Genomic DNA, 24895 nt, shown 5'->3' on the forward strand with positions numbered 1-24895 from the left:
AGGAGAGAGCATCTGTGCCTGAGCAGAAAGAACCCTATCGTGTGCTGGTCGTCTCCAGCTCTGCCAAGTATTCCAAGCTTCTGGGCGAATGCTTGCCCGGGCCGCAGTATTTCCCCATCGATTGCGTCGCGACCGCCGGGGAAGCCAAACGGCGTCTGATCAGCACCCACTATTCCATTATCATCATCAACTCCCCCCTGGAAGACGACTTCGGCAGCAGGCTGGCTTTGGACATCAGCGCCCAGTATACCGCCGGTATCCTGCTCCTGGTCAAGGCGGAGCTCTTCGAGCAGACGGCTTATGGGGTGGAGGATTCCGGAGTGGTCACCCTTCCCAAACCCACCTCCCGGCAAATGGTGTACAGCGCCGTCAAAATGCTGACCGCCGTCCAGGCAAAGATCCAAAAAATCCAGCGGGAGACGGTCAGCCTCAAAAGCCGGATGGAGGAAATCCGGCTGGTAAACCGGGCCAAATGGGTGCTCATCGATCGGCTCAAGATGACCGAGCCGGAGGCCCATCGGTATATTGAGAAACAGGCTATGGACCGGTGTGTCAAAAAGTCGCAGGTGGCCCAGAGCATCCTGCGCACCTATGAATAAAAGGATAGAAATCCTACCATCCAATAAAAAAACGGGGGAATGACGGGATGAAACTGAAGTTTACAAAAATGCACGGCTGCGGCAATGATTACATCTACTTCGACTGCTTCGACCAGACGGTGGAGCATCCGGAGTCTTTGGCAGTGAAGCTTTCCGACCGGCATTTCGGCATCGGCGGGGACGGCATTGTACTGATCTGCCCCTCCCGGACGGCCGACGCCAGGATGCGGATGTTTAACCTGGACGGCAGCGAAGGCAATATGTGCGGCAACGCCATCCGCTGTGTAGGCAAGTATCTCTACGACGTCCGGGGCATCCACAAAACCCGGTTGTCCATCGAGACCAGAAGCGGCGTCAAAAGCCTGGATCTGACCGTCCAGGACGGGCAGGCAACGCTGGTACAGGTGGACATGGGCGTCCCACAGCTCTCCCCCGACCAGATTCCCGTCCTGCTGGAGGGGGACAAAATTGTGGACCATCCCATAACGGTGGACGGCTCCCCCTACCGTATCACCTGCGTCTCGATGGGGAACCCCCATTGCGTGGTATTCTGCGACGAGGTGGAACATCTCCCCCTCTCCTCCATCGGCCCCCAGTTTGAACAGCATCCCCTGTTCCCTCAAAGGGTCAACACCGAGTTTGTCCACGTCATCGATCCCCATACTATCCAGATGCGGGTGTGGGAACGGGGCAGCGGCGAGACCTTTGCCTGCGGGACCGGTGCCTGTGCATCGGTGGTGGCCTGCGTCCTCAACGGGCTTTGCCCTATGGATGAGGATATCCGTGTCCTGCTGCGGGGCGGTACTCTTACCATCCGCTATACCAAAAAGGGCGTGTTTATGACCGGCACTGCTACAAAGGTTTTTGACGGCACAGTGCAAGTGTAAGGAGGTTTCTTCGATGGCAACCATCAATCAAAATTACTGGAATTTAAAAGAAAGTTATTTGTTTTCTGAAATCGCCAGCCGTGTTTTGTCCTATCAGAAAGCACATCCCGACGCCCACATCATCCGCATGGGCATCGGCGATGTCACCCTCCCCCTTCCGCCGGCGGTCATCGACGCCATGCATAAGGCGGTGGAAGAAATGGGCCACGCCGAAACCTTCCATGGTTACGGCCCTGAACAGGGCTATCATTTTCTCAGGCAAGCCATAGGGGACTATTACAAACAAAAGGGCGTGTGCCTTCTTCCGGAGGAAATCTTTATCTCCGACGGCGCCAAAAGCGACCTGGGCAATATCCTGGATATCCTGGGCGACAATAGCGTCCTGGTCACCGATCCGGTTTATCCGGTCTATGTGGACACCAACAAAATGAGTGGACGTTCCATCTCCTACGCCCAGGCTAATCAGCAAAATCACTTTCTCCCCATGCCTGATCCCCATCTGACGGCCGACATTATTTATCTCTGTTCTCCCAACAATCCCACCGGCGCGGCATACAGTCGGCAGCAACTAAAGGAGTGGGTGGACTTTGCCAATCAAAACGATTCTGTCCTTCTGTTTGACGCCGCCTATGAGGCCTTTGTCACAGAGGATCTCCCGCGCAGCATCTATGAGATCGAAGGTGCGAAAACCTGTGCCATTGAGTTCTGTTCTTTCTCCAAAACCGCCGGTTTTACAGGCACCCGGTGCGGCTACACAGTGGTACCTCTGGAACTCGTCCGGCAAGAGACCAGCCTCAATAAATTGTGGCTGCGCCGTCAAACCACCAAGTTTAACGGCGTGCCTTATATCGTTCAGCGCGGCGCTGCTGCGGTGTTCTCTCCCGAAGGACAGGAACAAGTAAAGCATAACATCGACTATTACCGTCACAACGCCCAGATGATTACCGATACGCTGGACAAACTGGGGATCTGGTATACCGGCGGCAAGAACTCCCCTTACATCTGGCTCAAATGCCCCCATGATATGGATTCCTGGACATTTTTTGATTTCCTTCTGGAAAACGCCCATGTGGTGGGCACTCCGGGAGAGGGGTTCGGATCCTGCGGCGAAGGCTACTTCCGCCTCACCGCCTTCTCATCCCACGAGATGACCCGCACGGCCATGGACCGTTTCTATGCTATCCTCCGCCAGAAATGAAAATCCATTTTTATTCCCCTTCCCACTTCTGACAACATCTTTTATTTCTTTCTCTTCTCTCTAAAAGCGGGCTTCCTGCACTGTCGGGAAAGCCCGCATCCTTTTTCCTGCCGATCGTTTTTACCGATTGCTCTTGTATTCGGGGAGAAAATGTACTATAGTTTTAACATGGTAATTTTTGATAAAAGTGCGGACCTGGTTTTGTCTGGGTGCACAGATCAAATGCAGTAAACTATATTGGGGGAGTGTAAACAATGCAGCAAGATATGATCGTTATCCTTGATCTCGGCAGCGAACAAAATACCTTGATCGCTCGGGATATCCGTTCCCTGGGGGTGTATACTGAAATCCATCCTCACGACATCACCGCCGACCAGCTTGGGGCGCTTCCAAACGTCCGCGGCGTCATCTTAAACGGCGGTCCCAACCGGGTGGTGGACGGCGTCTCCATCGACGCAAGCGACGCCGTGTATCAAAGCGGGTTGCCTCTCTTGGCAGTGGATCACCAGGGGAAAGCCGATCAGAACCTGGGTTCCTGGCCTCAGGAAGAAGAGGCCCGTATGGATGTCCTAAAGCAGTTTGTTTTTGACCAGTGCAAGGCGCAAAAAAACTGGAATATGGAAAACTTTATCGCCGATCAGATTGACCTGATCCGTGAACAGGTAGGGGATAAAAAGGTTCTTCTCGCCTTATCCGGCGGCGTGGATTCATCGGTTGTGGCGGCCCTCCTCATCCGCGCCATCGGCAAACAGCTGACCTGTGTGCATGTCAATCACGGCCTTCTGCGCAAAGGGGAACCGGAGCAGGTGGTGGAGGTCTTCCAGAAGCAGATGGGCGCCAACCTGGTGTATGTAGACGCCACAGACCGATTCCTTACAAAGCTGGAAAATGTAGCCGATCCAGAGAAAAAACGCAAGATCATCGGCGCTGAATTCATCCGCGTATTTGAGGAAGAAGCCCGTAAATTGGATGGGATCCAGTTCTTGGGACAGGGTACCATTTATCCTGATATCGTGGAGAGCGGCACGAAAACTGCTAAAATGGTCAAATCCCATCACAACGTAGGCGGCCTGCCGGAGGATATGCAGTTTGAATTGGTAGAACCCCTTAAGATGCTGTTTAAAGACGAAGTCCGGGCTTGCGGCACGGCTCTGGGCCTGCCGGACAATATGGTATATCGTCAGCCCTTCCCAGGTCCTGGATTAGGTGTGCGTTGTTTGGGCGCCATCACCAGGGATCGTCTGGAAGCCCTGCGGGAATCGGATGCCATTCTGCGCGAGGAATTTGACAAAGCCGGTCTGGCCGGTAAAGTATGGCAGTATTTTACTGTGGTACCGGACTTTAAGTCGGTAGGTGTGCGCGATAACGCCCGTTCCTTTGAATGGCCGGCCATCATCCGCGCCGTCAATACAGTAGATGCCATGACCGCCACCATCGAGCAGATCGACTGGGATGTTCTGGCCCGCATCACCCAACGCATTACACACGAGGTTCCCGGCATCAACCGTGTGCTTTATGATCTCACTCCAAAGCCGGTAGGCACCATCGAGTGGGAATGATTTCAGAGGCCCGGAAAAGCCCGTAGTTACTGGGTTTTCCAAGGCTTGATGCCCTCCGTGGCAACGATTTGGCAACAGTTTTCATTATTCCAAAGATAAAGAGCTACCTGATTTGCGAAAGTCAGGTAGCTCTTTTTGTTTTACTTACTTCTCTTTGTCAGACAGCTTTTTGAATTCTTCCACCAGCAGATCGCTCAGTCCCTGAGATGGGACAACCTTATGCCAGTGGCCGGTGGTATCGAACTCAGGATAGCGGTAACGCCAGCGGTCGTAGTCCTCTTTGCTGATCTCTCCCGACTTCAATTTGGCCGCCTGCTCTCCCCAGGCGCAGAGCATTTCATGGAGCCTGGCAGCGTCTTTACCCTGGAACACATCCACCCGAAGATGTATCTCTCCGTCGCATTCGCAAATTTTCAGGCCATAGCGGTCCTCCAGGGTAAAGAGAGTGTGCATAAGGCCCACATAGGAATCAATGTCCGGCACGGCCAGGGCATGGGGAGAGACCTCCAAAATCTGTGCCAGCGCGGCCGTCAGGTCTGCCTTGGGCGTCCGCGATCCGTTCTCGTATTGGGCAAGGCGGACATCGGCGGACTTCTCCGGGAAGCCCAGCGCCATACCGAGATATTTCTGCGTCATGCCGCGCAGAATGCGGAAAAAGTGAATGCGTTCTCCAATCGCCATAACGGCCAACTCCTATCTGGATTCTTGATAGATTCAGCATAGCAGAAATGCTTAGGATAGTCAAGAAAAATCTAAACAAATTTATTTAATATTTTTCCGCAAACCGCTTGACTTTAACTGTTATGCTTAGTATAATGAAGATGATATAAGCAAATAAGTTTAATCCACAAAAATTTTACAAATTGGATACCCCCAAAACGGCGAAAAAATGTCCGTTGTAAAGTGAGAGGGGGAATTTCAGACGCAGCAAAACTGAATGACCGTCCGACAGATACTTTCTCCGGGGAAGCAGGCGACGATATGAGCGTGCCAAGGAGAAAAACAAACGGCACAGCGCCGGAAAGGGTTGCCTGTCAGAGTCTGAAGGGTGAAACGGCAAATACAAAATGATTATGACAAGGAAAGGAAGGGATTTTTGCGTATGGCAGAAAAACAGTCGTTTATGCGAGTCGATGAAGTGGCGCAGGAATTGGGCGTTTCCAAATCCTACGCTTACAAAATCGTGCAGAAGCTTAATGCAGAGTTGAAAAGCCTCGGTTACTTGACCATATCGGGCAGAGTCAATCGAAAGTTCTTCTACGAGAAGCTTTGCTACGGCGAAAAGGAAGGGAGGGGTATCTGATGGCGGTCTATAAGGAAGAAAAGACTAATACCTGGCGGGCAGTCTACCGCTATACTGACTGGAATGGCGAGCGCAAACAGACGCAGAAACGGGGCTTCAAGACCAAGCGGGAGGCGCAGACATGGGAACGGGAACAGCTCAACAAATCCACCGCCGATCTGGATATGACCTTCCGCAGTTTCGTAGAACTCTACACGGCGGATATGCAGACCCGGCTCAAGGAAAACACCTGGGCCACCAAGGATCACATTATCCGAACCAAGTTGCTGCCCTACTTCGGTAAGCTCAAAATGTGCAACATCACCGCCCAGCAGATTATCACCTGGCAAAATGAGATGCTGAACTACAAGGACGAGAACGGTAAACCCTACTCGCCGGTGTATCTCAAGACCGTCCACAACCAGCTCAGTGCCATTTTCAATCATGCGGTGCGTTACTACAACCTCCGGGAGAACCCCTGCAAAAAGGCGGGCAGCATGGGCAAGAAGAAAAACCGGGAGATGATGTTCTGGACCAAGGAACAGTATCTGAAATTTGCCGAGGTAATGATGGATAAGCCGCAGTCATTCTACGCTTTTGAAATGCTCTACTGGTGCGGTATTCGGGAAGGCGAGCTGCTGGCGCTTACGCCCGCTGATTTTGATTTTGAGAAAGGCACTGTATCCATCAGTAAATCCTATCAGCGGCTAAACGGTCAGGACCTGATTACCACTCCAAAAACGGAGAAAAGCAACCGCGTCATCACCATGCCGCAGTTTCTGACGGATGAGATTCAGGACTATCTCAAAATGCTCTATGGAATCGGGCTGGATGACCGGATGTTCACCGTCACCAAGAGCTATCTCCACCGGGAGATGGATCGGGGAGCCAAAGAAGCCGGAGTGCCGCGTATCAGAATCCATGATATTCGTCACAGCGCGGTGTCACTTCTCATCGATATGGGCTTCTCAGCTACGGCCATTGCCGACCGGGTGGGCCATGAGAGCATCGACATCACATACAACTATGCGCACCTGTTTCCGTCCAAGCAGACGGAAATGGCGGACAAATTGAACATGGAAAGGGGCAATTAAAAATGTCAGCAAAGAATTTGGACAAGCACAACCGCTGGCGGAACAAAACAGTAGCCTTCCGGGTCTCCCCAGAGGAGGACGAGCAGCTGGAAATCTTCGTCAAGTTGTCCGGCCTGACAAAGCAGGATTACATCACCCGGCGGCTGCTGGAAAAGGAGGTCGTGGTGCAGGGCAATCCCAGGGTCTACAAGGCCTTGCGAGATCAGTTTGCCGCTGTGCTGGACGAGCTGCGGCGCATTGAGGACGGGCAGGGCGTGAGCGACGAGCTGCTGGACACCATCCAGATGATCGCAACCATTATGAACGGGATGCAGGAGGAAGCTGCCTATGGGAATTGACGCAAAAGAAAAGACTGCCCGAAGCACATCTGTTGGCGCAGATGAAAGGCAGTCCATTCAAAAAGATTCTGACAACAGTATACCCGCTTTGGAGGCAAAAGGCAACGGGGAAATGGAAAATTTGGAGGAAATGTACCGTAAGATGCAGCGTATGGCCGACCCGCACTACCTGCACACACTCACCATGACCGAGCTGTTTCAGACTTCCTACAAAAGCCGTCCACCTATCATTGAAAATTTGCTCCATTCGGGAGCATATCTTCTGGCGGGCGCGCCCAAGATCGGCAAGTCGTTTCTGGTGGCGCAGATTGCCTACCATGTCAGCACCGGGCAGGATTTGTGGGGCTGCAAAGTCCACCTGGGAACAGTCCTCTACCTCGCTTTGGAGGATGACTTCCAGCGCATCCAGAACCGGATGTTTATGATGTATGGCGTGAACGACACGCCCAATTTGCACTTCGCCACCGCTGCCGGAAAAATCGGGAACGGTTTGGACGAGCAGTTGGAGAATTTCATGCGGGAGCATCCGGACACCAAGCTCATTATCATTGATACCATGCAGAAAATCCGGGAAGTGGGCGGCGAGGCGTACAGCTACGCCAGTGATTATGAGATCGTTGGTAAACTCAAGCAGTTTGCAGATAAGCATTGTATCTGCGTGCTGACCGTCCACCATACCCGGAAGCAACCCGCCGGAGATGCTTTCGAGATGATCTCCGGCACCACGGGCCTGCTGGGCTGCGCCGATGGTTCCCTGCTGATGCAGAAGAAAAAGCGAACCGCGTTGGAGGCCACCATTGATGTGGTGGGCCGCGACCAGCAGGATCAGATCCTCTATCTGAAAAAGGACCCGGAAACGCAAATCTGGAATTTGGAGCGCATGGAAACGGAGCCACACAGGGAACCGCCGGACCCGGTGCTGGAAGCAGTAGCAAAGCTGGTTTCCGCTGAGCGTCAGGAGTGGACCGGCTCTCCCTCGGAGCTGGCCGCAGCAGTACAGGTGGGCATGGCGGCAAATGCGCTGACCAAGTATCTGAATGTCAAATCCGGCAGGCTGCTGGATGAGTATCATGTAGGCTACGAGAACAAAGCGAGGCACGCCGGGCGGCAGGTGAAGCTCACCTATATGCTGGTGGAGGCTACGACTTTTGAAGTGGTCGAGGATGGGCGCGACGGTAGCGACGGTTGCAACGGTGAAAACGCTGCCGCCCAAACAACCGTCGCTATCGTCGCAGCCGTCGCGGAAAGGAACGGAAGCGAATGAGGAATGTGCAGATTCCCTATGATCTGTTCGTGGCACTGGTGGAGTATCACCTCGGCTATGATGACGAATACGAGGATGAAATCCGGCAGGGATTGGAGCAGAAGCTGGACGCCCTGATGCGGCACGAGCTGTATGCAAAATATAAGACCGCACCCAGCGTGGAAGAACGGGAACAGGCCCGGCAGGAGTATCTGGACCGGCGCGGCGTATTCCCGGATTTTCGCTGGTAACAGGTGTTTACTTTCATACTAATCTTGCGAATGAAATTAGCGCAAAAGTCAATCTTCTCCCTGATGGCTTGGACAGGAGCGTGACACGCTCCTGTGGCTGGCGGACAAGGCGAATTGGCCGGCAGCACACGCTCTCCGCATCCCCCGTCCCCATCGAAAAATCCGCAGATTTGGCGATGGCTAAGGCAGGGAGAATCCGGCGGATTTTCCCTGCCCGTGGGCGGCGGAATTGGAGCAAACACGGTTGCGAAGAGACCGCCGGTCACACCGCATTTTAAGGCTGTGGGTATCACCTGCAAGCCGAAAAAGGCGGCGAGGCTCCCGCAGGAGCCGCACTCCCCCTCGGAGAGCCCACGATACTTTGCAGCCGCAGGATGAAAGTATCATAGTGGGTTATTACACTTCCGCAGAAGTGCATCCCCAAAAGCTACCCGCATCTCAACCGCCCTTGTGGGGCGAGAAAGGAGTTCTATGGCAAGAGGCGACGGTATCCATCGTACCAGCGCAAGAAATATGAGACTAACCACACCCAAACTGAAAAACGCGCAGCAGCACAACGAGCGTGAAAAAGAATCGTATGTCAACCAGGATATTGTCCCGGAACGCTCCCATCTGAATGTCCACTTCAAGAAACCTAACGGCGGCTATCTGGAACAGTTTGAACAGATGGAGGCAGACGGTATCATCTCCACACGGGGAATCAAGGTGGACGCTTTCCGCTACGGCGAGCTGATCTTCGATGTGAACTCCGCCTACTTTTTCAACCACGGCGGATATGACTTCGCAAAACAATTTTACCACGACGCATACCAGGCTGCAATCAAAATTGTGGGCGGCGAACAGTACATTCTGTCGGCGGTCATGCACGCCGACGAGCGCAACCGGGCTATGTCCAAGGCATTGGGGCAGGATGTGTACCACTACCACCTCCATGTGGTCTATGTGCCGGTGGTGGAGAAGCAAATCCGCTGGTCTAAGCGGTGCAAAGACAAGTCGTTGGTGGGCAAGGTAAAAGAAACGGTCATGCAGGTTAGCATGAGCAAGAAGTGGGCCTCCAAGCCGGTTCTGGATGAAGTCACCGGCGAGCCGCTGAAAACGGCGAAGGGTAAACCTGTTCTCAAAAAATCGTACAGCGTGTTGCAGGATGATTTCTTCCAGTATATGCGTGAGGCCGGATACACGGATGTGGAGCGCGGTGAGCGCGGCAGCTCCGAGGAACATCTGACGGTGACGCAGTTTAAGGTGGAGAGAGAACAGGCGCGGCTGGCGGAGCTGCAAACAGAAAAATCGGAGGTTCAGGCGGAGATTGGCCAGCTTCAGGTAAATAAGGCCGAGGCCGAAAAAGCAACTAAAGAAGCGCAGACGGAACTCCGGCTGCTGGCTCCCAAACTCAAGAGCATGGAGAAACTGGCGGCTGAGTATTCTTCCGACCCGGAGGACCTGCTACCACTCCCCGATAGAATGGAGTCCGCCAAATCCTACCGGGAGAAAAAATCCAAACCGCTGTTGGAGAAAATCGTCAAGGTGGTGCGCTCTGTTTACCGGGCTTACCTGGATGTTTGTCAGAAATTCGAGCTGTTGCAGCGCAAATATGATACGGAGGTCCCGCATTTGAAGAAGCAGTTAGCGGAGGTCAGGAACGAAAACGCCAAGTTGCAAGAGACCGCCAGAGATTATCACCGGCTGTGCCGGGCCTATGGGCCGGAGCGTGTAGCCGAAACGGTGGCCGCTATCAAGCAGCAGGAGCAGGCAGAAAAGGAGCGGAGCCGCAGTCAGAAGCGGCGGCATGACCGGGATGCGCGGTAATCCTGTGTAGACCTGAGAAAATAGGATTTTTGCGGATAGAGGCATCTGAACTGAATCATGTATCGTTTGGGTGCTTTCTATCCGAAAAAATGCTTACTTTTGCCAGTGTAAAGCCGGAGAAAATTTGTGAAAATAGGGAGGTTTCATGAGAACAGGTCTTTCCAAGAAGCAAAAGACAACCAGCGTCTTTTTTGACGAGGCAAGTCCCATCATCGAGGTGTGTACCTACAACACTTCCCTCAAAAACCGTTTGAGTGAGTATTCGGGAAAGTATCCGTCTGAGTGCCGGTTGGTGGATGACGATGAGAACGGTTGCCTTACATTTGAGATCAGGAAAGGGCGGTTCAGTTTCAAGCTGAACGCCCCGTACAGCGCAGAGCGCCGGAAAGCGGCCAGCGAGCTGGCTAAGAAAAACATCAAGAACTTGCAGCAAGGCAAGAAGTGATTGAACGCTGCCCGTGGGGAGAATGACTCCCTGCGGGTGGCTCTTTTATTACTCTGGGAATTATCTGGTGCATTACTTTTCCCAGAATACTTGAAAAAAACTTGCATTCATGCTATAATGGGAAACAATAGATACCACTATATTCCCGCCGGAGGTTTTGATATGGCAAAGCAGGTACACATTCGTGTTGATGATGCAATATATGAAGAATTAAGTGAATATTCTGCACTTAGTGGACAGTCAATGCAGGACTGCCTGTCTGTTGCTATCAGACAATTGCTCATAAAAAACAAAGTGGAAACTCCTTGCAAAGAGTACAGTTATACCTTTATTGACCTGTTCGCGGGTATTGGTGGTATGCGTATAGCATTTGAACGCGCTGGTGGACACTGTGTATATTCCAATGAATGGAATAAATACAGCCAGAAAACTTACTTCGCCAATTTTGGGGAACAACCAGATGGTGACATTACCAAAGTAAATGCTGCCGATATACCTGACCATGATATTCTTGTAGCAGGTTTCCCCTGCCAGCCGTTTTCTATCGCGGGTGTATCCAAGAAACAGAGTTTGGGTCGGGCGACAGGTTTTGAGGACAAAACGCAGGGAACTCTGTTTTTTGATGTGTGCAGGATTTTGAAGGCAAAGCGGCCAAAAGCCTTTATGCTTGAAAATGTAAAAAATCTATGCAGCCACGATAAAGGCCGCACATTCAAGGTGATTCAGGAATCTCTTGCCGAGCTGAACTATAAAATATTTTTCCGTATTCTGGATGGAAAAAACTATGTTCCTCAGCACCGGGAGCGTATTGTGATTATTGGATTTGACATGGAGCGATATGGCAAGAATGTTGAATTTGATTTCGATCTGACCCTGCCTGAAAAAGCTCCTGTAATAAGAGACATTCTTGAACCCGATGTAAGTGACAAGTATACTCTCTCTGATAAACTGTGGGCGTATCTTCAGAATTATGCCGCCAAGCATAAGGCAGCAGGTAACGGCTTCGGGTATGGAATTGCACCGCTTGACGGTATCAGCCGCACCATCAGTGCCAGATATTATAAAGACGGGTCTGAAATTCTGATCGCGCAGGAGGGTAAAAATCCCAGAAGGCTAACACCAAGAGAATGTGCCCGTCTCCAGGGATTCCCGGACAGCTTCAAAATTCCCGTCTCGGATACCCAGGCGTATAAACAGTTCGGCAATTCTGTTGTCGTACCTTTAATGGCTGAGGTTGCAAAGCTTGTCGTAAAAAAACTGGAAGAAATGGATTCTGCCATGAATTCTCATAAAGTTGAAGGGATGGTGGGTTAAAATGATGGAAGGATACGCAATTCAGGCAATACAGGCAGTTCTGAGTAGTCAAATGGCTTACTGCAAATTTCTTTCGGCAAATGATACCGGCTTAACCGGAGGACATCAGGCAGGAATCTATATTTCGAAGCCATCAATCCCCATTCTCTTTGATGAACCGGGCATTAAAGGAGCAAACAAGGAAAAATGGGTAAAAGTTAAGTGGCAGGATGATATTGAAACAGATACCCGTTTTATTTACTACGGTCAGGGCACACGAAACGAATATCGAATTACGAATTTTGGACGAGGTTTTCCTTTCCTGCGGCCAGAGTATACGGGGGCTCTTTTTGTATTTGCAAAATGTGATGCCGAGGACTATCAGGCATTTGTACTGAACTCTGAAGAAGACATCGACCAGTTCCTTGATGCGTTTGGTATCAGTCCGACAGAAACAAACCGACTGATCGATGCTGGACAGATACAGGATGAAACTCAGGAACGGATTGCTATTCAGGAATTCATTGCGGGATTGACAGTAGATTTTCCACTCTCGGAGGATATGTCCGCAGCAGCCCGTGACATACAGAATCGTGTGTATGACCATCTTGAATTTATCCGCACAAATCCTGATCGCAAGATCATCGACTGGACAAATACAGAGTATGCACTTTTTCGTGCAATCGAACACGCCCGATACGGAGATGCAATTGCGCGTGGATTTGCATCCGTAGACGAATTTATCATGATGGCAAATATGGTTCTGAACCGCAGGAAAAGTCGAGCAGGAAAGAGCTTGGAACATCATCTGTCTGCGATTTTTGATGGCAATGAAATTATATACACCGCACAGGCTGTTACAGAGGGCAACAAGAAACCCGACTTTATCTTCCCGTCGCAGGAATCGTATCATGATATGACCTTCCCGACAGACAAGCTAATCTCTCTGGCTGCCAAAACGACCTGCAAGGATCGCTGGCGTCAGGTTATCAACGAAGCCGATCGTTTGCGCGACAGACCCAAATATCTCTGTACGCTTCAGCAGGGAATTTCCCCGGCTCAGATGGATGAAATGCAAAGTGAGAATGTTATTCTTGTTGTTCCAAGACAATACATTACGACCTATCCTGCAGATCGGCAGGATAGAATATGGACGCTTTCAAAGTTCGTTTCCTATGTACGCGAGGTCGAAGGACTCTGATGGCGGATATCGTTTCTCCAGAAAAGCGCAGTCAGAATATGTCTGCGATACGATCAAAAAACACGAAGCCTGAAGTGTATCTGCGAAAGCTGCTGTTTGCACAGGGATATCGTTACCGGATTGCAGACAAGTCTGTTCCAGGTCATCCTGATATTTTTCTGCGTAAATACAATACTGCGATTTTTGTCAATGGTTGCTTCTGGCATCGTCACTCAGGTTGCAAATATGCGTATATGCCAAAGAGCCGCGTGGACTTTTGGCAGAAGAAGTTTGATGACAATGTACGACGGGATGCCGCAGTGAAAGCGGAATTGCTGGAGCGTGGCATTAAGTGCCTGATTGTATGGGAATGTACTATTAAGCAGATGATGAAAAATAGATGTCGAGAAGTAGATGTAATCGAAAAATGTAGCAGTTTTTTTGTTTCTCCAACACTGTTTGAAGAGCTTTAAAAAACATCTGAGTAAAACTAATGGGGGAGGTGTGCCGTTTGGATAATCAAATAGTCAACCTAACGATTTTTCTTTTTAAGGAATATATACACGAATTTAGCGATTGTCTTAAATCCGCGGCTTCACTTTCTTCGTCCAAACTTAAAGCCATGTTTGGTTTGGATGGAACAATATACTATTGTGACAGTAGAAAAAAATTCCCGCGATGGAAATCATATTTGGATGAGCTTTCAGAGGAAACCATAGACATTACAGAAAACACTTCAAATAAAGCAGTCATACTCCTGCGTGTCAGGAATAGAATTATGGCGGTTGTGTTTGGATATGGTCGTTCATTTCTCAAGGAAGAATGCCTTGAGCGAAATTTTGGACTAAAGGTTGCGCTCAATACGATTGATCCTAACAAAATGCGCAGTATTAACGCAGCCACAATTGAAGATATGGTGGTTATCACGCAACGCCAAGCAAGTTATAGTACAACGCAGGATGAATTTGGGCTCAATGTTACGAACGATATTATGAAAGGACTCACAGGCGAGCCATACGACCCCATATATGGAAACCATATTAGCGGAAAGGACTCTTTGGTTGTATCTGTCTATATGAAAATGACAGATCTCAAAGAAAAACTCGAATTGTATTATGACGCTTATAGCGGCAGTCGATACAAAAAAATTGGGTTTGAATGGGTTGACAATGTTGCAGAGATTAGAGATTCTGTTCAGGCGGAAGCTTTAGATTTCGAATTGGCAGACGCAATAGAAAAGCGCGAAGTCGATCATCTGCATATTGCGCCTCCAGAAACGACTAATTGGGATCGCATTATCGGTTTTTGCTATTCCGGAATAGGGAAAAAGCTGGATGTGGCTGAAAACTATAATCTTGATCTCGATTTGACTGAGTATATTGAAAAAATCAAAGCAGGGACAAATATATACCAAAAACTCCGTAGAGATAAACTGTATGCAATGAACTCTGATGGTACGCCATTTGTTGTATGCAGTATCTATGCAGCACTCGTATTCCAAACAAAATACGAAGAGAAGAATTATATTCTTTGCTCCGGAGTTTGGTATTATGTGGAATCTTCTTTCTTCGATCAGGTAAATAGTTTTATCAACACAAAAATTCCACTGTCCAATATTGAACTGCCAGATTGTCCATCTGACAAGGACGAAGGCGCATACAATGAAATGGTTGCGGAAAACAATCCAGATTTCTGTTTAATGGACAAGAAGTTAATCTCCGTTGAAAACGGTCCAAAGCAAATCGAAGCCTGCGATATTTTTACTCGAGATAAACAATTGATCCATGTAAAAAACAAAGGTCAGTCTGCACAGTTAAGCCATCTTTTTTCACAAGGAAAGGTGGCTGCCGAATGTTTTGTGAGTGATTTGAATTTCCGCAAGCAGGTTTCAGATATTGCAGCCCAAAAATTCGGTTCTGAGGTTTTTGACTATAATCAAAAGCCTCAGTCTAATGAATTTGAAATCGTTTATGCAATTATTGATACCAAAGACTCTTCGACAGAAGCAAAGCTTCCATTTTTTAGCAAGGTGAATTTAATGATCACCGCGCAGGAGTTAGACCGAATGCACTTCAAGTTTTCGATATGTTCTGTACGAAAAGTTTAGCGGAGTGCACACCTATAAGTCGTGAAAGCACGAAACACTCCATTCTCATGCACTTAAAAGTATCAACAAAAGATAGGAAGGTAATTATCAATGAAATTAGATCTGAGGAACAACGCGGCGGCACAAGATATGATACGGATCATCATGAGAGAAAAAAATCTATCGGCGGAGGACGCAGTTGCTTTTGCAGTCAACCGTGATATGTATCAAAAAATACTTAAAGCGGGCTACGCTTCGATTGCATTCGACCTTTGGGGACATGATAATCCTGAGAGAGTATGGGATGCTCTCTCAACCCCTGTTCTTGATTTGAAATTTGATAAACTTCAAGAAAATCTTATCGAGGGCATCAGCGAGAAAGAAAGTGTTGACTATGAAACGGCAATATGCTATTTTCTGATCTTTACTATGGATTATCTTGGATACCATATTTGACGACCTACGCCGAGTGGCAACACAATGGCAACAAAAAATCAGATAACCCAAACTATCTGGATAATGAAAACAATAGAAACACTCTGAGCTAAATTCCATAAGCAAATCCGTTTAGAATATAGCTGACAGGAGCGAGTGGGAGTAATAGAGACACTGGATCCTTTTTTTAGCCCTTGCTGATATTTTTCATCAGCAAGGGCTTTTTGTCATCCCGGTATCTTTTTTACCGGTACTGTAAATAATCAAGAAAGCGCTTTACCGCCAGGGATGCTGTCTTTTGATCCTTTAACGCCAGTCCAATCTCTCGATATGCAGGTAGATTCAGCTCCTTTGCAGTGATCTTATATGGTACGCGCTTTAATATGAGCTGCGGCAGTATGCTGATCCCCAGCCCGCTTTCCACCATCGACATGATAGCATAATCGTCCCAAGTGATAAAATGGATCTTAGGCGTCAAATTGCACCGGTCAAAAATTTCCGATACCTCCGCCTTTCCCCCTTTTTCAAGCAACAGAAACGGCTCATCACAGAGAGCCGCCACAGGTACCTTTTCATAAGCTGTCAATGGATGATGTTCTGGAAAAACAGCCATCAATTTATCCTGTTCCAAAAAGATCGTCTTAAGCTCGGGATGTGTCGGAAGCCGAAGAAATCCACAATCCACTCGTCCCTCTTGGATCCAGCCCTCAATTTCTGTATAATCGCCTAACAGCAATTCATAATCTATGTTAGGATAATCCTTTTGAAACTCCCGGATGATGTTGGGGAGCCAATGCGTGGCCACGCTTGAAAACGTCCCGATGCGTATGAGCCCTGATTGCAGGCCGTTGAGTTCGTCCACCTGCATTTGTAATTTCTCGTATTCTGTAACGAGGCTCTTGGCATAAGGCAGTAATTTCAGTCCGTCGGAAGTCAATTTTATCCCGCTTTTTCCCCGTTCCAGCAAAACCACTTTCCACTCTTTTTCAAGATCCCCGATCATACGGCTGATCCCCGATTGCGAATAATGAAGCTTTTCTGCGGCTTTGGTAAAGCTGCCGTATTCCACAGTCTTTACAAACGACATGTATTTCTGAATATTTGTATCCATTGCTTTACCATCCCTCTCTCTCTGAAATCATCCTATTTTTATACCATAATTATAGCAAAACAATCGTATCGGTGGTATAATAAGTTTTTATAAAGATTCTCATTCGGCTTTTCTTTTACAGGCATCAAAAACAAAAAGTGGCGAACATCCGGTCCCTGGTGTTCGCCACTTTTTTACTTTGCAGATGCTTGATACCCTTCTCCCCAATCCCTCATAGCGTCCAGAATCGGCTTGAGGCTTCTTCCCAGCTCTGTCAGGGAATACTCTACTTTGGGAGGTACTTGTGCGTAAACTTCTCGGTGAACCAATCCATTTTCCTCCATCGCCCGGAGCTGTGTTGTCAGCACTTTCTGCGAAACACTCCCAATGGATTTTTTTAATTCACCAAATCTCTTTGTCCCAGGCAATAGGTCCCGTAGGATCAGAACCTTCCACTTATCCCCGATAAGCGTTAATGTGGTCTCCACTGGACAAGCCGGCAATTCCCTTTTCACTGGTTGTACTGCCATATTATGACCCCCAGATACAGAAATCCTATGGTTTCTTTTTGTAACTATGGCACTTTATTGTGCGTACTTTACTTATCGGCACTATATCCTTATCCTATCATTAGGCGATATACGCTGTCAAGAACATTCAAAAAAGCATGCCAAAGGAGACTTTCATATGAATGCACAAACATGTTTGCAGTTGCTGCGGGAGATAAAAGATGCGGCATTTGCCACGGTGGACGAGAATGGAATCCCACAGGTCCGGATCATCGACGTCATGCTGGTGGAGGAGGATGCGCTCTATTTTTGTACGGCTCGTGGAAAGGATTTCTTCCGCCAGCTGATTCAAACCGGACAAGTGGCCATTACCGGCATGAATCGTGATTTCCAGATGATCCGTCTTCACGGCAAGGTCCAAAAGCTCCCTGATCAGAAAAAATGGATCGATCGTATTTTCCAGTACAACCCCTCGATGAACCATGTCTATCCCGGTGAAAGCCGTTACATCTTGGAGCCTTTCTGTATCACAACAGGCCAAATTGAATTTTTTGATCTGGGGAAACAGCCTATCTACCGCCAAAGCCTGTCCATCGGCCAGTCCTGCAGTGAAAAGAAAGGGTTTACCATAACAGATTCCTGCATCGGCTGCGGCCACTGCAGTATCGTCTGTCCGCAACACTGCATTTGTGAAGGCAGTCCTTATACCATTGAGCAGAGCCACTGTCTGCATTGCGGCCTTTGTGCAGAACAATGTCCATCCCTTGCCATAAAAAGAAAACGAGAGGTGTAGTCATGCTGCAGGATATGTGGTCCACTTTCTGGGAAAGAAATGATTTTTTCCTTGGCCTTCTTTGGGAACATGTCGAAATCTCACTGATCGCCATTGCAATCGCCATCCTATTGGGCGGCCTGGCCGGCATCCTGATCAGCGAGTACCAAAGGTCTTCAAAGCTGACTCTAGGCGTCATCAACTTTCTCTATACCATTCCATCCATTTCCATGCTGGGTTTCTTGATCCCGTTCTCCGGAGTGGGGAATACAACCGCCGTTATCGCCCTCACGGTATACGCTTTACTCCCCATGGTCCGCAACACCCACACCGGTATCACCCATGTCGACCCCATCCTGCTGGAGGCCGCCAAAGGCATGGGCAGCACAAGGCTCCAGATCCTCTTCCGGATCAAACTTCCTTTGGCCATGCCGGTTATCATGTCGGGGATCCGCAATATGGTGACCATGACCATCGCCCTTGCGGGTATCGCTTCCTTCATTGGAGCAGGCGGCCTGGGCGTAGCCATCTACAGGGGGATTACAACCAACAACGCCGCGATGACTATGGTGGGAAGCCTCTTGATTGCTCTGTTGGCCCTTGTTGTGGATTTTGTCCTTGGCTTTCTCGAGAAAAGGATGAAAATGCACAGTGCAGCATCCCAAAAAAACAATCGGATTATGGCAGCCGTCGCGCTGTTTGCTTGTCTGGCTGTGATTGGCTCAACCATGTTCCAGTCTAGGCCAGAGGATACCCTCCATATTGCTACCAAACCCATGACGGAACAATATATTCTCGGCGAGATGCTGGATATCTTAATTGAACAGGATACCGATTTAAACGTGGAGTTGACCCAAGGTGTGGGCGGGGGCACTTCCAACATCCAACCGGCCATGGAAAACGGTGAGTTCGATCTGTACCCCGAGTATACCGGTACCGCATGGAACATGGTGCTCAAGAAAGATTCTCTGTACACCGAAGATCTGTTTGACTCCATGCAGCAGGAGTACAAAGACCGTCTCCAGATGCAGTGGGCGGGGATGTACGGATTTAACAATACCTATGGTCTGGTGGTGCGCCGTGAAGTCGCACAGCAATACAATTTAAAGACCTATTCCGATTTGAAAAAGGTCGCCGGTCAGCTGATCTTTGGCGCGGAATACGATTTCTTCGAGCGTGAGGACGGCTATGACGCCTTGTGTGACGCCTACGGTCTGACCTTTAAAGAGACCATGGACCTGGACATCGGCTTAAAATACCAAGCCATCAACCAGGGGAAAATCGACGTCATGGTCATCTTCACCACGGACGGCCAACTCAGTGTTTCCGACGTTGCCGTACTGGAGGACGACAAGGGTTTTTATCCCTCCTATCTCTGCGGTAATGTCGTCCGCAGTGAGGTACTCGACCAGCACCCAGAACTCCGTGATGTGCTTCAGACGATGTCTTATTCTATTACAGATAGTGAAATGTCACAGATGAATTACCAAGTGGAATCAGAAGGAAAAGAACCTAGAGCAGTGGCTGAGCAATTCCTGCGGGAAAAGAATCTCCTAAATGAGGTGAAGTGATGATGGCAACGGCAATCGAATTTAAAAATGTAAAAAAATCATACGGCTCCAAAGTGGTCTTGGATGAATTCTGTCTATCGGTTTCACAAGGTGAATTCGTCACCATCATTGGATCCTCAGGCTGCGGGAAGACAACCGTACTGAAAATGGTCAATGGTCTGATTCAGCCATCCGGCGGCGATATCCTAATCAATGGACAATCCATACGGCAGATGGATATGATCGCGCTGCGCAGAAATATCGGATACGCCATTCAGGGCAGCGTCCTGTTCCCCCACATGACGGTGGAACAAAATATCTCTTATGTCCCCAGCCTGCTCAACAAAAAGGATAAACAAAAGACCAAATCAGCCGTCAGCAAATGGATGCGCATCGTGGGACTGGACGAGGAACTGAGAGGCCGGTATCCTTATGAGCTTTCCGGCGGACAGCAGCAAAGAGTGGGCATCGCCAGGGCTTTGGCCGCGTCTCCCGACATTCTCCTGATGGACGAGCCTTTCGGCGCAGTAGACGAAATCACACGCGGGCAGCTTCAAGATGAACTGCACCAGATTTACCACAAGACCGGTATTACCGTGCTGTTTGTAACCCATGATATCTCGGAAGCTCTGAAGCTCGGGACAAAAATATTGGTGATGGATCAGGGAAAAATCCAGCAGTACGGCACGCCCCAGGAACTTCTTCAGCATCCTGCCACTCCGTTTGTCGATCATCTGGTGGAAAAGGAACGGCGTTATTGCCGCATGCCGGAAGAACAATTGATCCATTGTCAATACAGCGGCGTAAATGATTCATCAACCTGATGGGCAATCCTATACAGAGCTGTCTCTTTCAGCAGAAGATGTTTGCTATGGCTCCCTCTTTTATTCCATCTGTTTTTCTCATGATATTTATGAAAAATATCCGCTTTTCTACTGGACAAGGATATGCTACACTGTAGATACAGACGATAAAGAGGGAGCAGTCCAGAATGCATAACACCGTTAACAAAGCATATGCAGCCTATATCGCCGCCCTGCTGTTATTTGGTTCCAACGGCGTGGTGGCGAGCTATATTTCTCTTAGTAGTACGGAAATCGTCTTTTGGAGAACATTTATCGGCAGTTTATCGCTGTTAACCATCTTTAAGCTGACAAGGCAAAAAGTAAGCGTTTTACGAGACAGAAGACAATTCCTATTTCTCGTTGTATCCGGCGCGGCCATGGGGGCAAGCTGGATGTTTCTCTACGAAGCCTACCAGCAGATAGGTGTCAGTATGGCGTCTTTGGCCTATTATTGCGGCCCGGTCCTGGTGATGGCGGCCTCCCCTCTTTTATTTCACGAAAGGCTCACTTGGCCCAAAACAACGGGTTTCCTCACGGTTGTCTGCGGTGTCTTGCTGGTGAATTTCCAGGCTGTCCAACAAGAGAATATGGGATGGGGTCTGTTTTGCGGCGCTATGTCGGCTGTTCTGTACGCTGTGATGGTCATCTTTAACAAGAAGGCTCACCGTATTACCGGTCTTGAAAATTCTATGTTCCAGCTTTTGACCGGTTTTTTGACTGTGGCTGTCTTCCTGGGCTGTAAGCAGGGATTTTTCTTCTCCATCCGTAGCAGTGATCTGTTTCCCATCTTGATCCTGGGCCTATTTAACACCGGATTGGGCTGTTATTTTTACTTCTCCTCCATCAGACAGCTCCCCGTGCAGACAGTGGCTATCCTTGGATATTTCGAACCTATGTCGGCTGTTATTTTCTCCGTCCTGTTCCTGGGGGAAATCATGCAGCCTCTTCAACTCCTGGGCGCTATGCTGATCCTCGGCGGAGCTGTATTCGGAGAATGCGCTTTTTCTCACAGGGATCCTATATTTCATCGTAAATAAAAAGGAAAAGGCCATGGCGACGAAGACCATGGCCTTTTCCTTTTTATCATTGAGTCATATCACGCGGGAAGGGGAATACTATTGCCTTTTTGCATCCACAGGACGGTGTCCCGAATGGTCTGGAACAAGTCTCTCGGGCGGTATCCCAACTCGCTTGTGGCCTTATCATGAGAAAATTTGTCGTTGCTTTTTAAGGTATAGAGTGAATATTTCGTATAGAGAGGCCGTTCTTTTTTGCGTTTGGCATACCACTGCATCATAGGCGCCGCCGCTTTGGCCATCCATATGGGCAGTACCGGCAGCTTCTTGCCTCCGGCCACAAGCCGCACCATCTTCAGCACGTCTTTGATCTCATAGTGCCGGTTGGATAAAATATAGCATTGTCCGCTTTTGCCCTTTTCGGCCGCCAGCAAACAACCTTTGGCTACATCCCGCACATCTACAAAATCGTATCCCCCGTGGACGCACGCCGGCAACAGCCCGCGGAGATAATCGCTGACCATCTGTACCAGATGATTCCCTGAATTGTCATAGGGACCCAAGATGCCTGAGGGATGTACAACCACTGCATCCAGCCCTCCCTTAGCGGCATCGAGAACCGCCTGTGTAGCTTCCGCTTTTGTCTTGGCGTATCCTCCCACCACATTCTCCGATGAGAAATGGTTTACCTCCTGCAGGACACAGGTTTTATCCTTCTCCGGGATAGCGTGCACTGAACTGACGTACACCAGCCTTTTTGCCTTATATTCTTTACACAGTTTGATGACCTGTTTGGTCCCCACTACATTGACGTCGTACAGCATAGGCGATACCTTTTCCCCGATGTCCACAATGCCAGCTGTGTGAATGACAATGATATCAGCTCCTTCTGCGCCCTCAAACAGCGGACGCATGGTGTCGATATAACGCACATCCCCTTTGATATAGCGGACGTTATCACAGTCCTCCGCCTGCTGGCCGGGAAGGATCAGCCCTCGAACCTCTTCCCCTTTTCTCCTCAGCATCCGGACGATGGTGCCCCCTAAATGGCCTGTGGCACCGGTGACAACAAACACTTTTTTCATATTTAATAGACACCTCTTTTTGATAACATACACGGTGTTGAATTTCATCTCTAATTGTATTATAATTTCTTTGATGTCACTCTTCAATGGGCACTTCCAAGGCTTTTGAAACAATATCCAACACTTCCGACATGCTGTGTTGAATACCAAGCATCCTTCACAAATTGTTGTTATTTAGGAGGCCTCCTCATGAGACAGGGAGATCATCGTACCCGCGTCACCAAAATGCTCATCCGCAAAGCTTTTACCGATCTGCTTCGGCAAAAACCTATCCAAAGTATCTCCATCAAGGAACTATGCACCCACGCCGGCATCAACCGGGGTACCTTTTATACCCATTATACCGATATCTACGACCTGCTTTACAAAATGGAATCGGATATGATGGAGGATTTCCTGCAGGCCTTAAAGCCCCTCCTGGATGTGGAAGAAAAGGATCTGACCCCTCTTAAAATCACAACCGGTATTTTTCAATGCCTTAAGGACAACGCTGATCTGTGCACCGTCACCCTCGGCCCCTTCGGAGATAAGGAATTTGCAGCACGGCTCATTAACATCGGCCGTGAGAAATGCATTGAAACCTATATGCGCTTTTTCGCCGGCGCTACGACCAAGCAAATTGAATACTACTATGCCTTTGTCAGCTCCGGATGCATCGGGTTGCTGGAAAAATGGCTCAGCGAAGGGATGTCTACCAGCGCTGAGGAGATGGCCTCCATGGCGGAATCCATTATGATGTTCGGCATCGGCTTTTTGCAGCAAAAAGGATCGTGATTCCTTGGGAAAAGACGGGAATTGTGGGGCTTGTTCACTGTTTGTCAATAGACTTCTGTTGAAAAATCCTGTATAATGGTTTTATTTCCAGTGGATTTTCATCGGTTATTCTTTAGAAAAGGAGTCGGTTCCAGATGGCTTGGATGTTATTGGTCATTTTTCTATTGCTCACCCTGCTTTTCCTCACTGGAAGAGGTTCCCCTCTCCTGATCGGTTTTAACAGCCTCCCAAAAGAGGAACAGGCCCAGTACCGCATCAAATCCATCTGCCATGACTTCGGCGCCTTTGTTCTCCTCCCCTTGGATGCTGTATGGCTTTTGTGCTACTTTTTCTTAAAACAGGATATTTGGATCGCTTTGATGGTGCTGGCCTATGTGATTTATTTGGTGGTATGCGCCGTCCTCTTTGAAAAACGAGGCGGTTTAAAGTTCTATCGCAGGGATGTTTCCCGGAGAGTCCATCCCAAACGCGCCGGTCAGCGATAACCGAATGTTGCTCTATCCCATTGTATCATTTCTTAAGAATCATGCGAAAAGAGGGGTTGTATGCCCAATCAAGCCCTGGAATATCTTGACAAAGAACAGCTCATCCAGCTGATTGAACTGTATTCCAAGAATTGGCTGGCTATGGACGGCGTCTGGTTCCAGTCGGTAGAACGCAAATTCGGTATGGAGGAAGCCATGATACATGACGAAAACGCCTGGGAGCGTTTTACCGTCATTGAAGCCAGAAAGATCAAAGCCTTCCTCCAGCTGCCGGACCGCAGTGGATTGGAAGGGCTTGCCAAGGCCCTCCGGTTCCGGTTTTACGCCAACATTAACCGGGACGAAATTGTAATAGAGGGCAATACATTGATCTACCGGACGTTGGACTGCCGGGTACAAAATGCCAGGAAGCGCAAAGGGATGCCGTTTCATCCGTGCAAATCGGTGGGTATAATCGAATACAGCGGATTTGCAAGGGAAATCGATGACCGGATTGCATGCGAAGTCCTGAGCTGTTACCCTGATATCACCGACGAGAGCTGTTGTTGCGCTTGGAAATTCACTTTGGCCTCTTCTCAAGATTAGAGTGCAGGAAAAGGCAGGTTTGACGAAAAACGTCAAACCTGCCTTTTTGGTTGCCGCAAGATTTAAGATCAGGGTTTGCTGATCTCACAAATGGCCTGGGCCACTTCGGTATGGTCCCGCATACGGGCCAAGTCGGCCAAGCTGATGATGCCGGCCAATTTGCCGTCCTCCACCACGGGCAGACGCCGGATCTGTTCGTAGGACATCATTCGCACTGCGTCATCCACCGACTGATGCGGGGTGATATAGACTGTCCCTGTCGTCATGATATCCCCCACTTTGACATGGGTCGGATCCTTCCCTTCGGCCACACAGCGCAATACAATATCCCGGTCGGTCAACATGCCTTTGATCTGGCCGTTGTCCACCACCGGGATGGATCCAATGTTGTGTTCGCTCATGAGCTGGGCCGCCTTTGTAACCTGTTCATGAGATGGAACCGACACCACTCTAGTGTTCATAACCTCACTGACATAAGCCATACTTTT

The 24895-nt window shown here is 49.1% G+C and carries 28 protein-coding genes; 23 read left to right on the forward strand and 5 right to left on the reverse strand.

The features are described 5' to 3' along the window. Positions 1-14: 14 nt before the first annotated feature. From C12CBH8_RS10670 to guaA, 4 genes are all read left to right on the forward strand, one after another. Positions 15-599 (forward strand): ANTAR domain-containing response regulator, encoded by a 585-nt coding sequence (locus C12CBH8_RS10670; RefSeq protein WP_090264932.1) that lies wholly within the window; start codon positions 15-17, stop codon positions 597-599. Between the two features lie 47 nt (positions 600-646). Continuing rightward, a complete protein-coding gene (gene dapF, locus C12CBH8_RS10675) occupies positions 647-1486 on the forward strand; it encodes a diaminopimelate epimerase (protein ID WP_090264930.1) in 840 nt (279 codons plus the stop codon). A gap of 13 nt (positions 1487-1499) precedes the next feature. After that, positions 1500-2684 (forward strand): LL-diaminopimelate aminotransferase, encoded by a 1185-nt coding sequence (locus C12CBH8_RS10680; RefSeq protein WP_215533195.1) that lies wholly within the window; start codon positions 1500-1502, stop codon positions 2682-2684. A 254-nt stretch (positions 2685-2938) separates the two neighbouring features. After that, on the forward strand, positions 2939-4243 hold the full coding sequence (gene guaA, locus C12CBH8_RS10685; protein WP_090264926.1) for a glutamine-hydrolyzing GMP synthase: 1305 nt from the start codon (positions 2939-2941) through the stop codon (positions 4241-4243). Between the two features lie 144 nt (positions 4244-4387). Here the strand turns inward: guaA and C12CBH8_RS10690 are convergent, their stop codons facing one another. Beyond that, a complete protein-coding gene (locus C12CBH8_RS10690; RefSeq protein WP_215533196.1) occupies positions 4388-4924 on the reverse strand; it encodes a helix-turn-helix domain-containing protein in 537 nt (178 codons plus the stop codon). A 421-nt stretch (positions 4925-5345) separates the two neighbouring features. On the opposite strand from C12CBH8_RS10690, the gene C12CBH8_RS10695 reads away from it, so the two are divergent. The 12 genes from C12CBH8_RS10695 to C12CBH8_RS10750 all read left to right on the forward strand — a co-directional run bounded on the left by C12CBH8_RS10695 (position 5346) and on the right by C12CBH8_RS10750 (position 15717). Beyond that, the gene (locus tag C12CBH8_RS10695; RefSeq protein ID WP_021659476.1) at positions 5346-5546 is read left to right on the forward strand and encodes a hypothetical protein; all 201 of its coding nucleotides are present in this window, start codon (positions 5346-5348) and stop codon (positions 5544-5546) included. Next, positions 5546-6619, forward strand: coding sequence for a site-specific integrase (locus C12CBH8_RS10700; protein WP_215533197.1), 1074 nt, complete (start codon positions 5546-5548; stop codon positions 6617-6619). The genes C12CBH8_RS10695 and C12CBH8_RS10700 overlap by 1 nt, the downstream gene beginning before the upstream one ends. A 2-nt stretch (positions 6620-6621) precedes the next feature. Continuing rightward, the gene (locus tag C12CBH8_RS10705) at positions 6622-6957 is read left to right on the forward strand and encodes a plasmid mobilization protein (protein WP_215533198.1); all 336 of its coding nucleotides are present in this window, start codon (positions 6622-6624) and stop codon (positions 6955-6957) included. Next, positions 6947-8221, forward strand: coding sequence for an AAA family ATPase (locus tag C12CBH8_RS10710; protein WP_215533199.1), 1275 nt, complete (start codon positions 6947-6949; stop codon positions 8219-8221). The genes C12CBH8_RS10705 and C12CBH8_RS10710 overlap by 11 nt, the downstream gene beginning before the upstream one ends. Then, complete coding sequence (locus C12CBH8_RS10715) at positions 8218-8451, forward strand: complexin-2 (protein ID WP_215533200.1); 234 nt, start codon at positions 8218-8220, stop codon at positions 8449-8451. The genes C12CBH8_RS10710 and C12CBH8_RS10715 overlap by 4 nt, the downstream gene beginning before the upstream one ends. Positions 8452-8922: 471 nt before the next feature. Next, on the forward strand, positions 8923-10257 hold the full coding sequence (locus tag C12CBH8_RS10720) for a plasmid recombination protein (protein ID WP_215533201.1): 1335 nt from the start codon (positions 8923-8925) through the stop codon (positions 10255-10257). Between the two features lie 145 nt (positions 10258-10402). Next, the gene (locus C12CBH8_RS10725; protein ID WP_215533202.1) at positions 10403-10702 is read left to right on the forward strand and encodes a hypothetical protein; all 300 of its coding nucleotides are present in this window, start codon (positions 10403-10405) and stop codon (positions 10700-10702) included. Positions 10703-10864: 162 nt separating this feature from the next. Then, on the forward strand, positions 10865-12016 hold the full coding sequence (gene dcm / locus C12CBH8_RS10730) for a DNA (cytosine-5-)-methyltransferase (RefSeq protein ID WP_215533203.1): 1152 nt from the start codon (positions 10865-10867) through the stop codon (positions 12014-12016). Between the two features lies 1 nt (position 12017). Next, positions 12018-13196 (forward strand): type II restriction endonuclease, encoded by a 1179-nt coding sequence (locus C12CBH8_RS10735; protein ID WP_246441552.1) that lies wholly within the window; start codon positions 12018-12020, stop codon positions 13194-13196. Continuing rightward, entirely contained in the window at positions 13196-13648 is a 453-nt protein-coding gene (locus tag C12CBH8_RS10740; RefSeq protein WP_215533204.1) for a very short patch repair endonuclease, read from the forward strand. Before C12CBH8_RS10735 ends, C12CBH8_RS10740 begins: the two co-directional genes overlap by 1 nt. A 38-nt stretch (positions 13649-13686) precedes the next feature. Next, complete coding sequence (locus C12CBH8_RS10745; RefSeq protein ID WP_215533205.1) at positions 13687-15282, forward strand: TIGR04141 family sporadically distributed protein; 1596 nt, start codon at positions 13687-13689, stop codon at positions 15280-15282. Positions 15283-15372: 90 nt separating this feature from the next. Continuing rightward, complete coding sequence (locus C12CBH8_RS10750) at positions 15373-15717, forward strand: hypothetical protein (RefSeq protein WP_215533206.1); 345 nt, start codon at positions 15373-15375, stop codon at positions 15715-15717. A gap of 223 nt (positions 15718-15940) precedes the next feature. On the opposite strand, the gene C12CBH8_RS10755 is transcribed toward C12CBH8_RS10750, so the two are convergent. Continuing rightward, complete coding sequence (locus C12CBH8_RS10755) at positions 15941-16807, reverse strand: LysR family transcriptional regulator (protein ID WP_099322787.1); 867 nt, start codon at positions 16805-16807, stop codon at positions 15941-15943. A gap of 173 nt (positions 16808-16980) precedes the next feature. Further along, positions 16981-17316: a winged helix-turn-helix transcriptional regulator gene (locus tag C12CBH8_RS10760; protein ID WP_090264922.1), complete on the reverse strand. Its 336-nt coding sequence runs from the start codon at positions 17314-17316 to the stop codon at positions 16981-16983. Between the two features lie 157 nt (positions 17317-17473). On the opposite strand from C12CBH8_RS10760, the gene C12CBH8_RS10765 reads away from it, so the two are divergent. From C12CBH8_RS10765 to C12CBH8_RS10780, 4 genes are all read left to right on the forward strand, one after another. Then, positions 17474-18088 (forward strand): pyridoxamine 5'-phosphate oxidase family protein, encoded by a 615-nt coding sequence (locus C12CBH8_RS10765; RefSeq protein ID WP_215533207.1) that lies wholly within the window; start codon positions 17474-17476, stop codon positions 18086-18088. Positions 18089-18090: 2 nt separating this feature from the next. Beyond that, positions 18091-19638 carry an ABC transporter permease/substrate-binding protein gene (locus tag C12CBH8_RS10770; protein WP_215533208.1) on the forward strand — a complete coding sequence of 516 codons (1548 nt, stop codon included), beginning with the start codon at positions 18091-18093 and terminating at the stop codon, positions 19636-19638. A gap of 2 nt (positions 19639-19640) precedes the next feature. Next, on the forward strand, positions 19641-20441 hold the full coding sequence (locus C12CBH8_RS10775; RefSeq protein WP_215533828.1) for an ABC transporter ATP-binding protein: 801 nt from the start codon (positions 19641-19643) through the stop codon (positions 20439-20441). A gap of 167 nt (positions 20442-20608) precedes the next feature. Further along, positions 20609-21499 (forward strand): DMT family transporter, encoded by an 891-nt coding sequence (locus C12CBH8_RS10780; RefSeq protein ID WP_215533209.1) that lies wholly within the window; start codon positions 20609-20611, stop codon positions 21497-21499. Between the two features lie 59 nt (positions 21500-21558). Here C12CBH8_RS10780 and C12CBH8_RS10785 read toward each other — a convergent pair whose 3' ends face one another. Next, on the reverse strand, positions 21559-22563 hold the full coding sequence (locus C12CBH8_RS10785) for an NAD-dependent epimerase/dehydratase family protein (RefSeq protein WP_215533210.1): 1005 nt from the start codon (positions 22561-22563) through the stop codon (positions 21559-21561). Positions 22564-22752: 189 nt separating this feature from the next. On the opposite strand from C12CBH8_RS10785, the gene C12CBH8_RS10790 reads away from it, so the two are divergent. From C12CBH8_RS10790 to C12CBH8_RS10800, 3 genes are all read left to right on the forward strand, one after another. Next, positions 22753-23337: a TetR/AcrR family transcriptional regulator gene (locus tag C12CBH8_RS10790; RefSeq protein WP_215533211.1), complete on the forward strand. Its 585-nt coding sequence runs from the start codon at positions 22753-22755 to the stop codon at positions 23335-23337. Between the two features lie 134 nt (positions 23338-23471). Further along, positions 23472-23822 carry a DUF3784 domain-containing protein gene (locus C12CBH8_RS10795; protein ID WP_090264912.1) on the forward strand — a complete coding sequence of 117 codons (351 nt, stop codon included), beginning with the start codon at positions 23472-23474 and terminating at the stop codon, positions 23820-23822. A gap of 60 nt (positions 23823-23882) precedes the next feature. Then, positions 23883-24407: a DUF6125 family protein gene (locus tag C12CBH8_RS10800; protein ID WP_090264910.1), complete on the forward strand. Its 525-nt coding sequence runs from the start codon at positions 23883-23885 to the stop codon at positions 24405-24407. A gap of 68 nt (positions 24408-24475) precedes the next feature. Here C12CBH8_RS10800 and C12CBH8_RS10805 read toward each other — a convergent pair whose 3' ends face one another. Further along, a complete protein-coding gene (locus C12CBH8_RS10805; protein ID WP_090264908.1) occupies positions 24476-24889 on the reverse strand; it encodes a CBS domain-containing protein in 414 nt (137 codons plus the stop codon). Between the last annotated feature and the right edge of the window lie 6 nt (positions 24890-24895).

The sequence above is a fragment of the Solibaculum mannosilyticum genome (assembly GCF_015140235.1).
Lineage (GTDB): Bacteria > Bacillota > Clostridia > Oscillospirales > Acutalibacteraceae > Solibaculum > Solibaculum mannosilyticum.

Excerpts from the sequence above, each read along its gene's own strand:
- dapF (WP_090264930.1), top strand. The coding sequence starts at position 647 with ATGAAACTGAAGTTTACAAAAATGCACGGCTGCGGCAATGATTACATC.
- C12CBH8_RS10680 (WP_215533195.1), top strand. The coding sequence starts at position 1,500 with ATGGCAACCATCAATCAAAATTACTGGAATTTAAAAGAAAGTTATTTG.
- guaA (WP_090264926.1), top strand. The coding sequence starts at position 2,939 with ATGCAGCAAGATATGATCGTTATCCTTGATCTCGGCAGCGAACAAAAT.
- C12CBH8_RS10690 (WP_215533196.1), bottom strand. The coding sequence starts at position 4,924 with ATGGCGATTGGAGAACGCATTCACTTTTTCCGCATTCTGCGCGGCATG.
- C12CBH8_RS10695 (WP_021659476.1), top strand. The coding sequence starts at position 5,346 with ATGGCAGAAAAACAGTCGTTTATGCGAGTCGATGAAGTGGCGCAGGAA.
- C12CBH8_RS10700 (WP_215533197.1), top strand. The coding sequence starts at position 5,546 with ATGGCGGTCTATAAGGAAGAAAAGACTAATACCTGGCGGGCAGTCTAC.
- C12CBH8_RS10705 (WP_215533198.1), top strand. The coding sequence starts at position 6,622 with ATGTCAGCAAAGAATTTGGACAAGCACAACCGCTGGCGGAACAAAACA.
- C12CBH8_RS10710 (WP_215533199.1), top strand. The coding sequence starts at position 6,947 with ATGGGAATTGACGCAAAAGAAAAGACTGCCCGAAGCACATCTGTTGGC.
- C12CBH8_RS10715 (WP_215533200.1), top strand. The coding sequence starts at position 8,218 with ATGAGGAATGTGCAGATTCCCTATGATCTGTTCGTGGCACTGGTGGAG.
- C12CBH8_RS10720 (WP_215533201.1), top strand. The coding sequence starts at position 8,923 with ATGGCAAGAGGCGACGGTATCCATCGTACCAGCGCAAGAAATATGAGA.
- C12CBH8_RS10725 (WP_215533202.1), top strand. The coding sequence starts at position 10,403 with ATGAGAACAGGTCTTTCCAAGAAGCAAAAGACAACCAGCGTCTTTTTT.
- dcm (WP_215533203.1), top strand. The coding sequence starts at position 10,865 with ATGGCAAAGCAGGTACACATTCGTGTTGATGATGCAATATATGAAGAA.
- C12CBH8_RS10735 (WP_246441552.1), top strand. The coding sequence starts at position 12,018 with ATGATGGAAGGATACGCAATTCAGGCAATACAGGCAGTTCTGAGTAGT.
- C12CBH8_RS10740 (WP_215533204.1), top strand. The coding sequence starts at position 13,196 with ATGGCGGATATCGTTTCTCCAGAAAAGCGCAGTCAGAATATGTCTGCG.
- C12CBH8_RS10750 (WP_215533206.1), top strand. The coding sequence starts at position 15,373 with ATGAAATTAGATCTGAGGAACAACGCGGCGGCACAAGATATGATACGG.
- C12CBH8_RS10755 (WP_099322787.1), bottom strand. The coding sequence starts at position 16,807 with ATGGATACAAATATTCAGAAATACATGTCGTTTGTAAAGACTGTGGAA.
- C12CBH8_RS10760 (WP_090264922.1), bottom strand. The coding sequence starts at position 17,316 with ATGGCAGTACAACCAGTGAAAAGGGAATTGCCGGCTTGTCCAGTGGAG.
- C12CBH8_RS10765 (WP_215533207.1), top strand. The coding sequence starts at position 17,474 with ATGAATGCACAAACATGTTTGCAGTTGCTGCGGGAGATAAAAGATGCG.
- C12CBH8_RS10770 (WP_215533208.1), top strand. The coding sequence starts at position 18,091 with ATGCTGCAGGATATGTGGTCCACTTTCTGGGAAAGAAATGATTTTTTC.
- C12CBH8_RS10775 (WP_215533828.1), top strand. The coding sequence starts at position 19,641 with ATGGCAACGGCAATCGAATTTAAAAATGTAAAAAAATCATACGGCTCC.
- C12CBH8_RS10780 (WP_215533209.1), top strand. The coding sequence starts at position 20,609 with ATGCATAACACCGTTAACAAAGCATATGCAGCCTATATCGCCGCCCTG.
- C12CBH8_RS10785 (WP_215533210.1), bottom strand. The coding sequence starts at position 22,563 with ATGAAAAAAGTGTTTGTTGTCACCGGTGCCACAGGCCATTTAGGGGGC.
- C12CBH8_RS10790 (WP_215533211.1), top strand. The coding sequence starts at position 22,753 with ATGAGACAGGGAGATCATCGTACCCGCGTCACCAAAATGCTCATCCGC.
- C12CBH8_RS10795 (WP_090264912.1), top strand. The coding sequence starts at position 23,472 with ATGGCTTGGATGTTATTGGTCATTTTTCTATTGCTCACCCTGCTTTTC.
- C12CBH8_RS10800 (WP_090264910.1), top strand. The coding sequence starts at position 23,883 with ATGCCCAATCAAGCCCTGGAATATCTTGACAAAGAACAGCTCATCCAG.
- C12CBH8_RS10805 (WP_090264908.1), bottom strand. The coding sequence starts at position 24,889 with ATGGCTTATGTCAGTGAGGTTATGAACACTAGAGTGGTGTCGGTTCCA.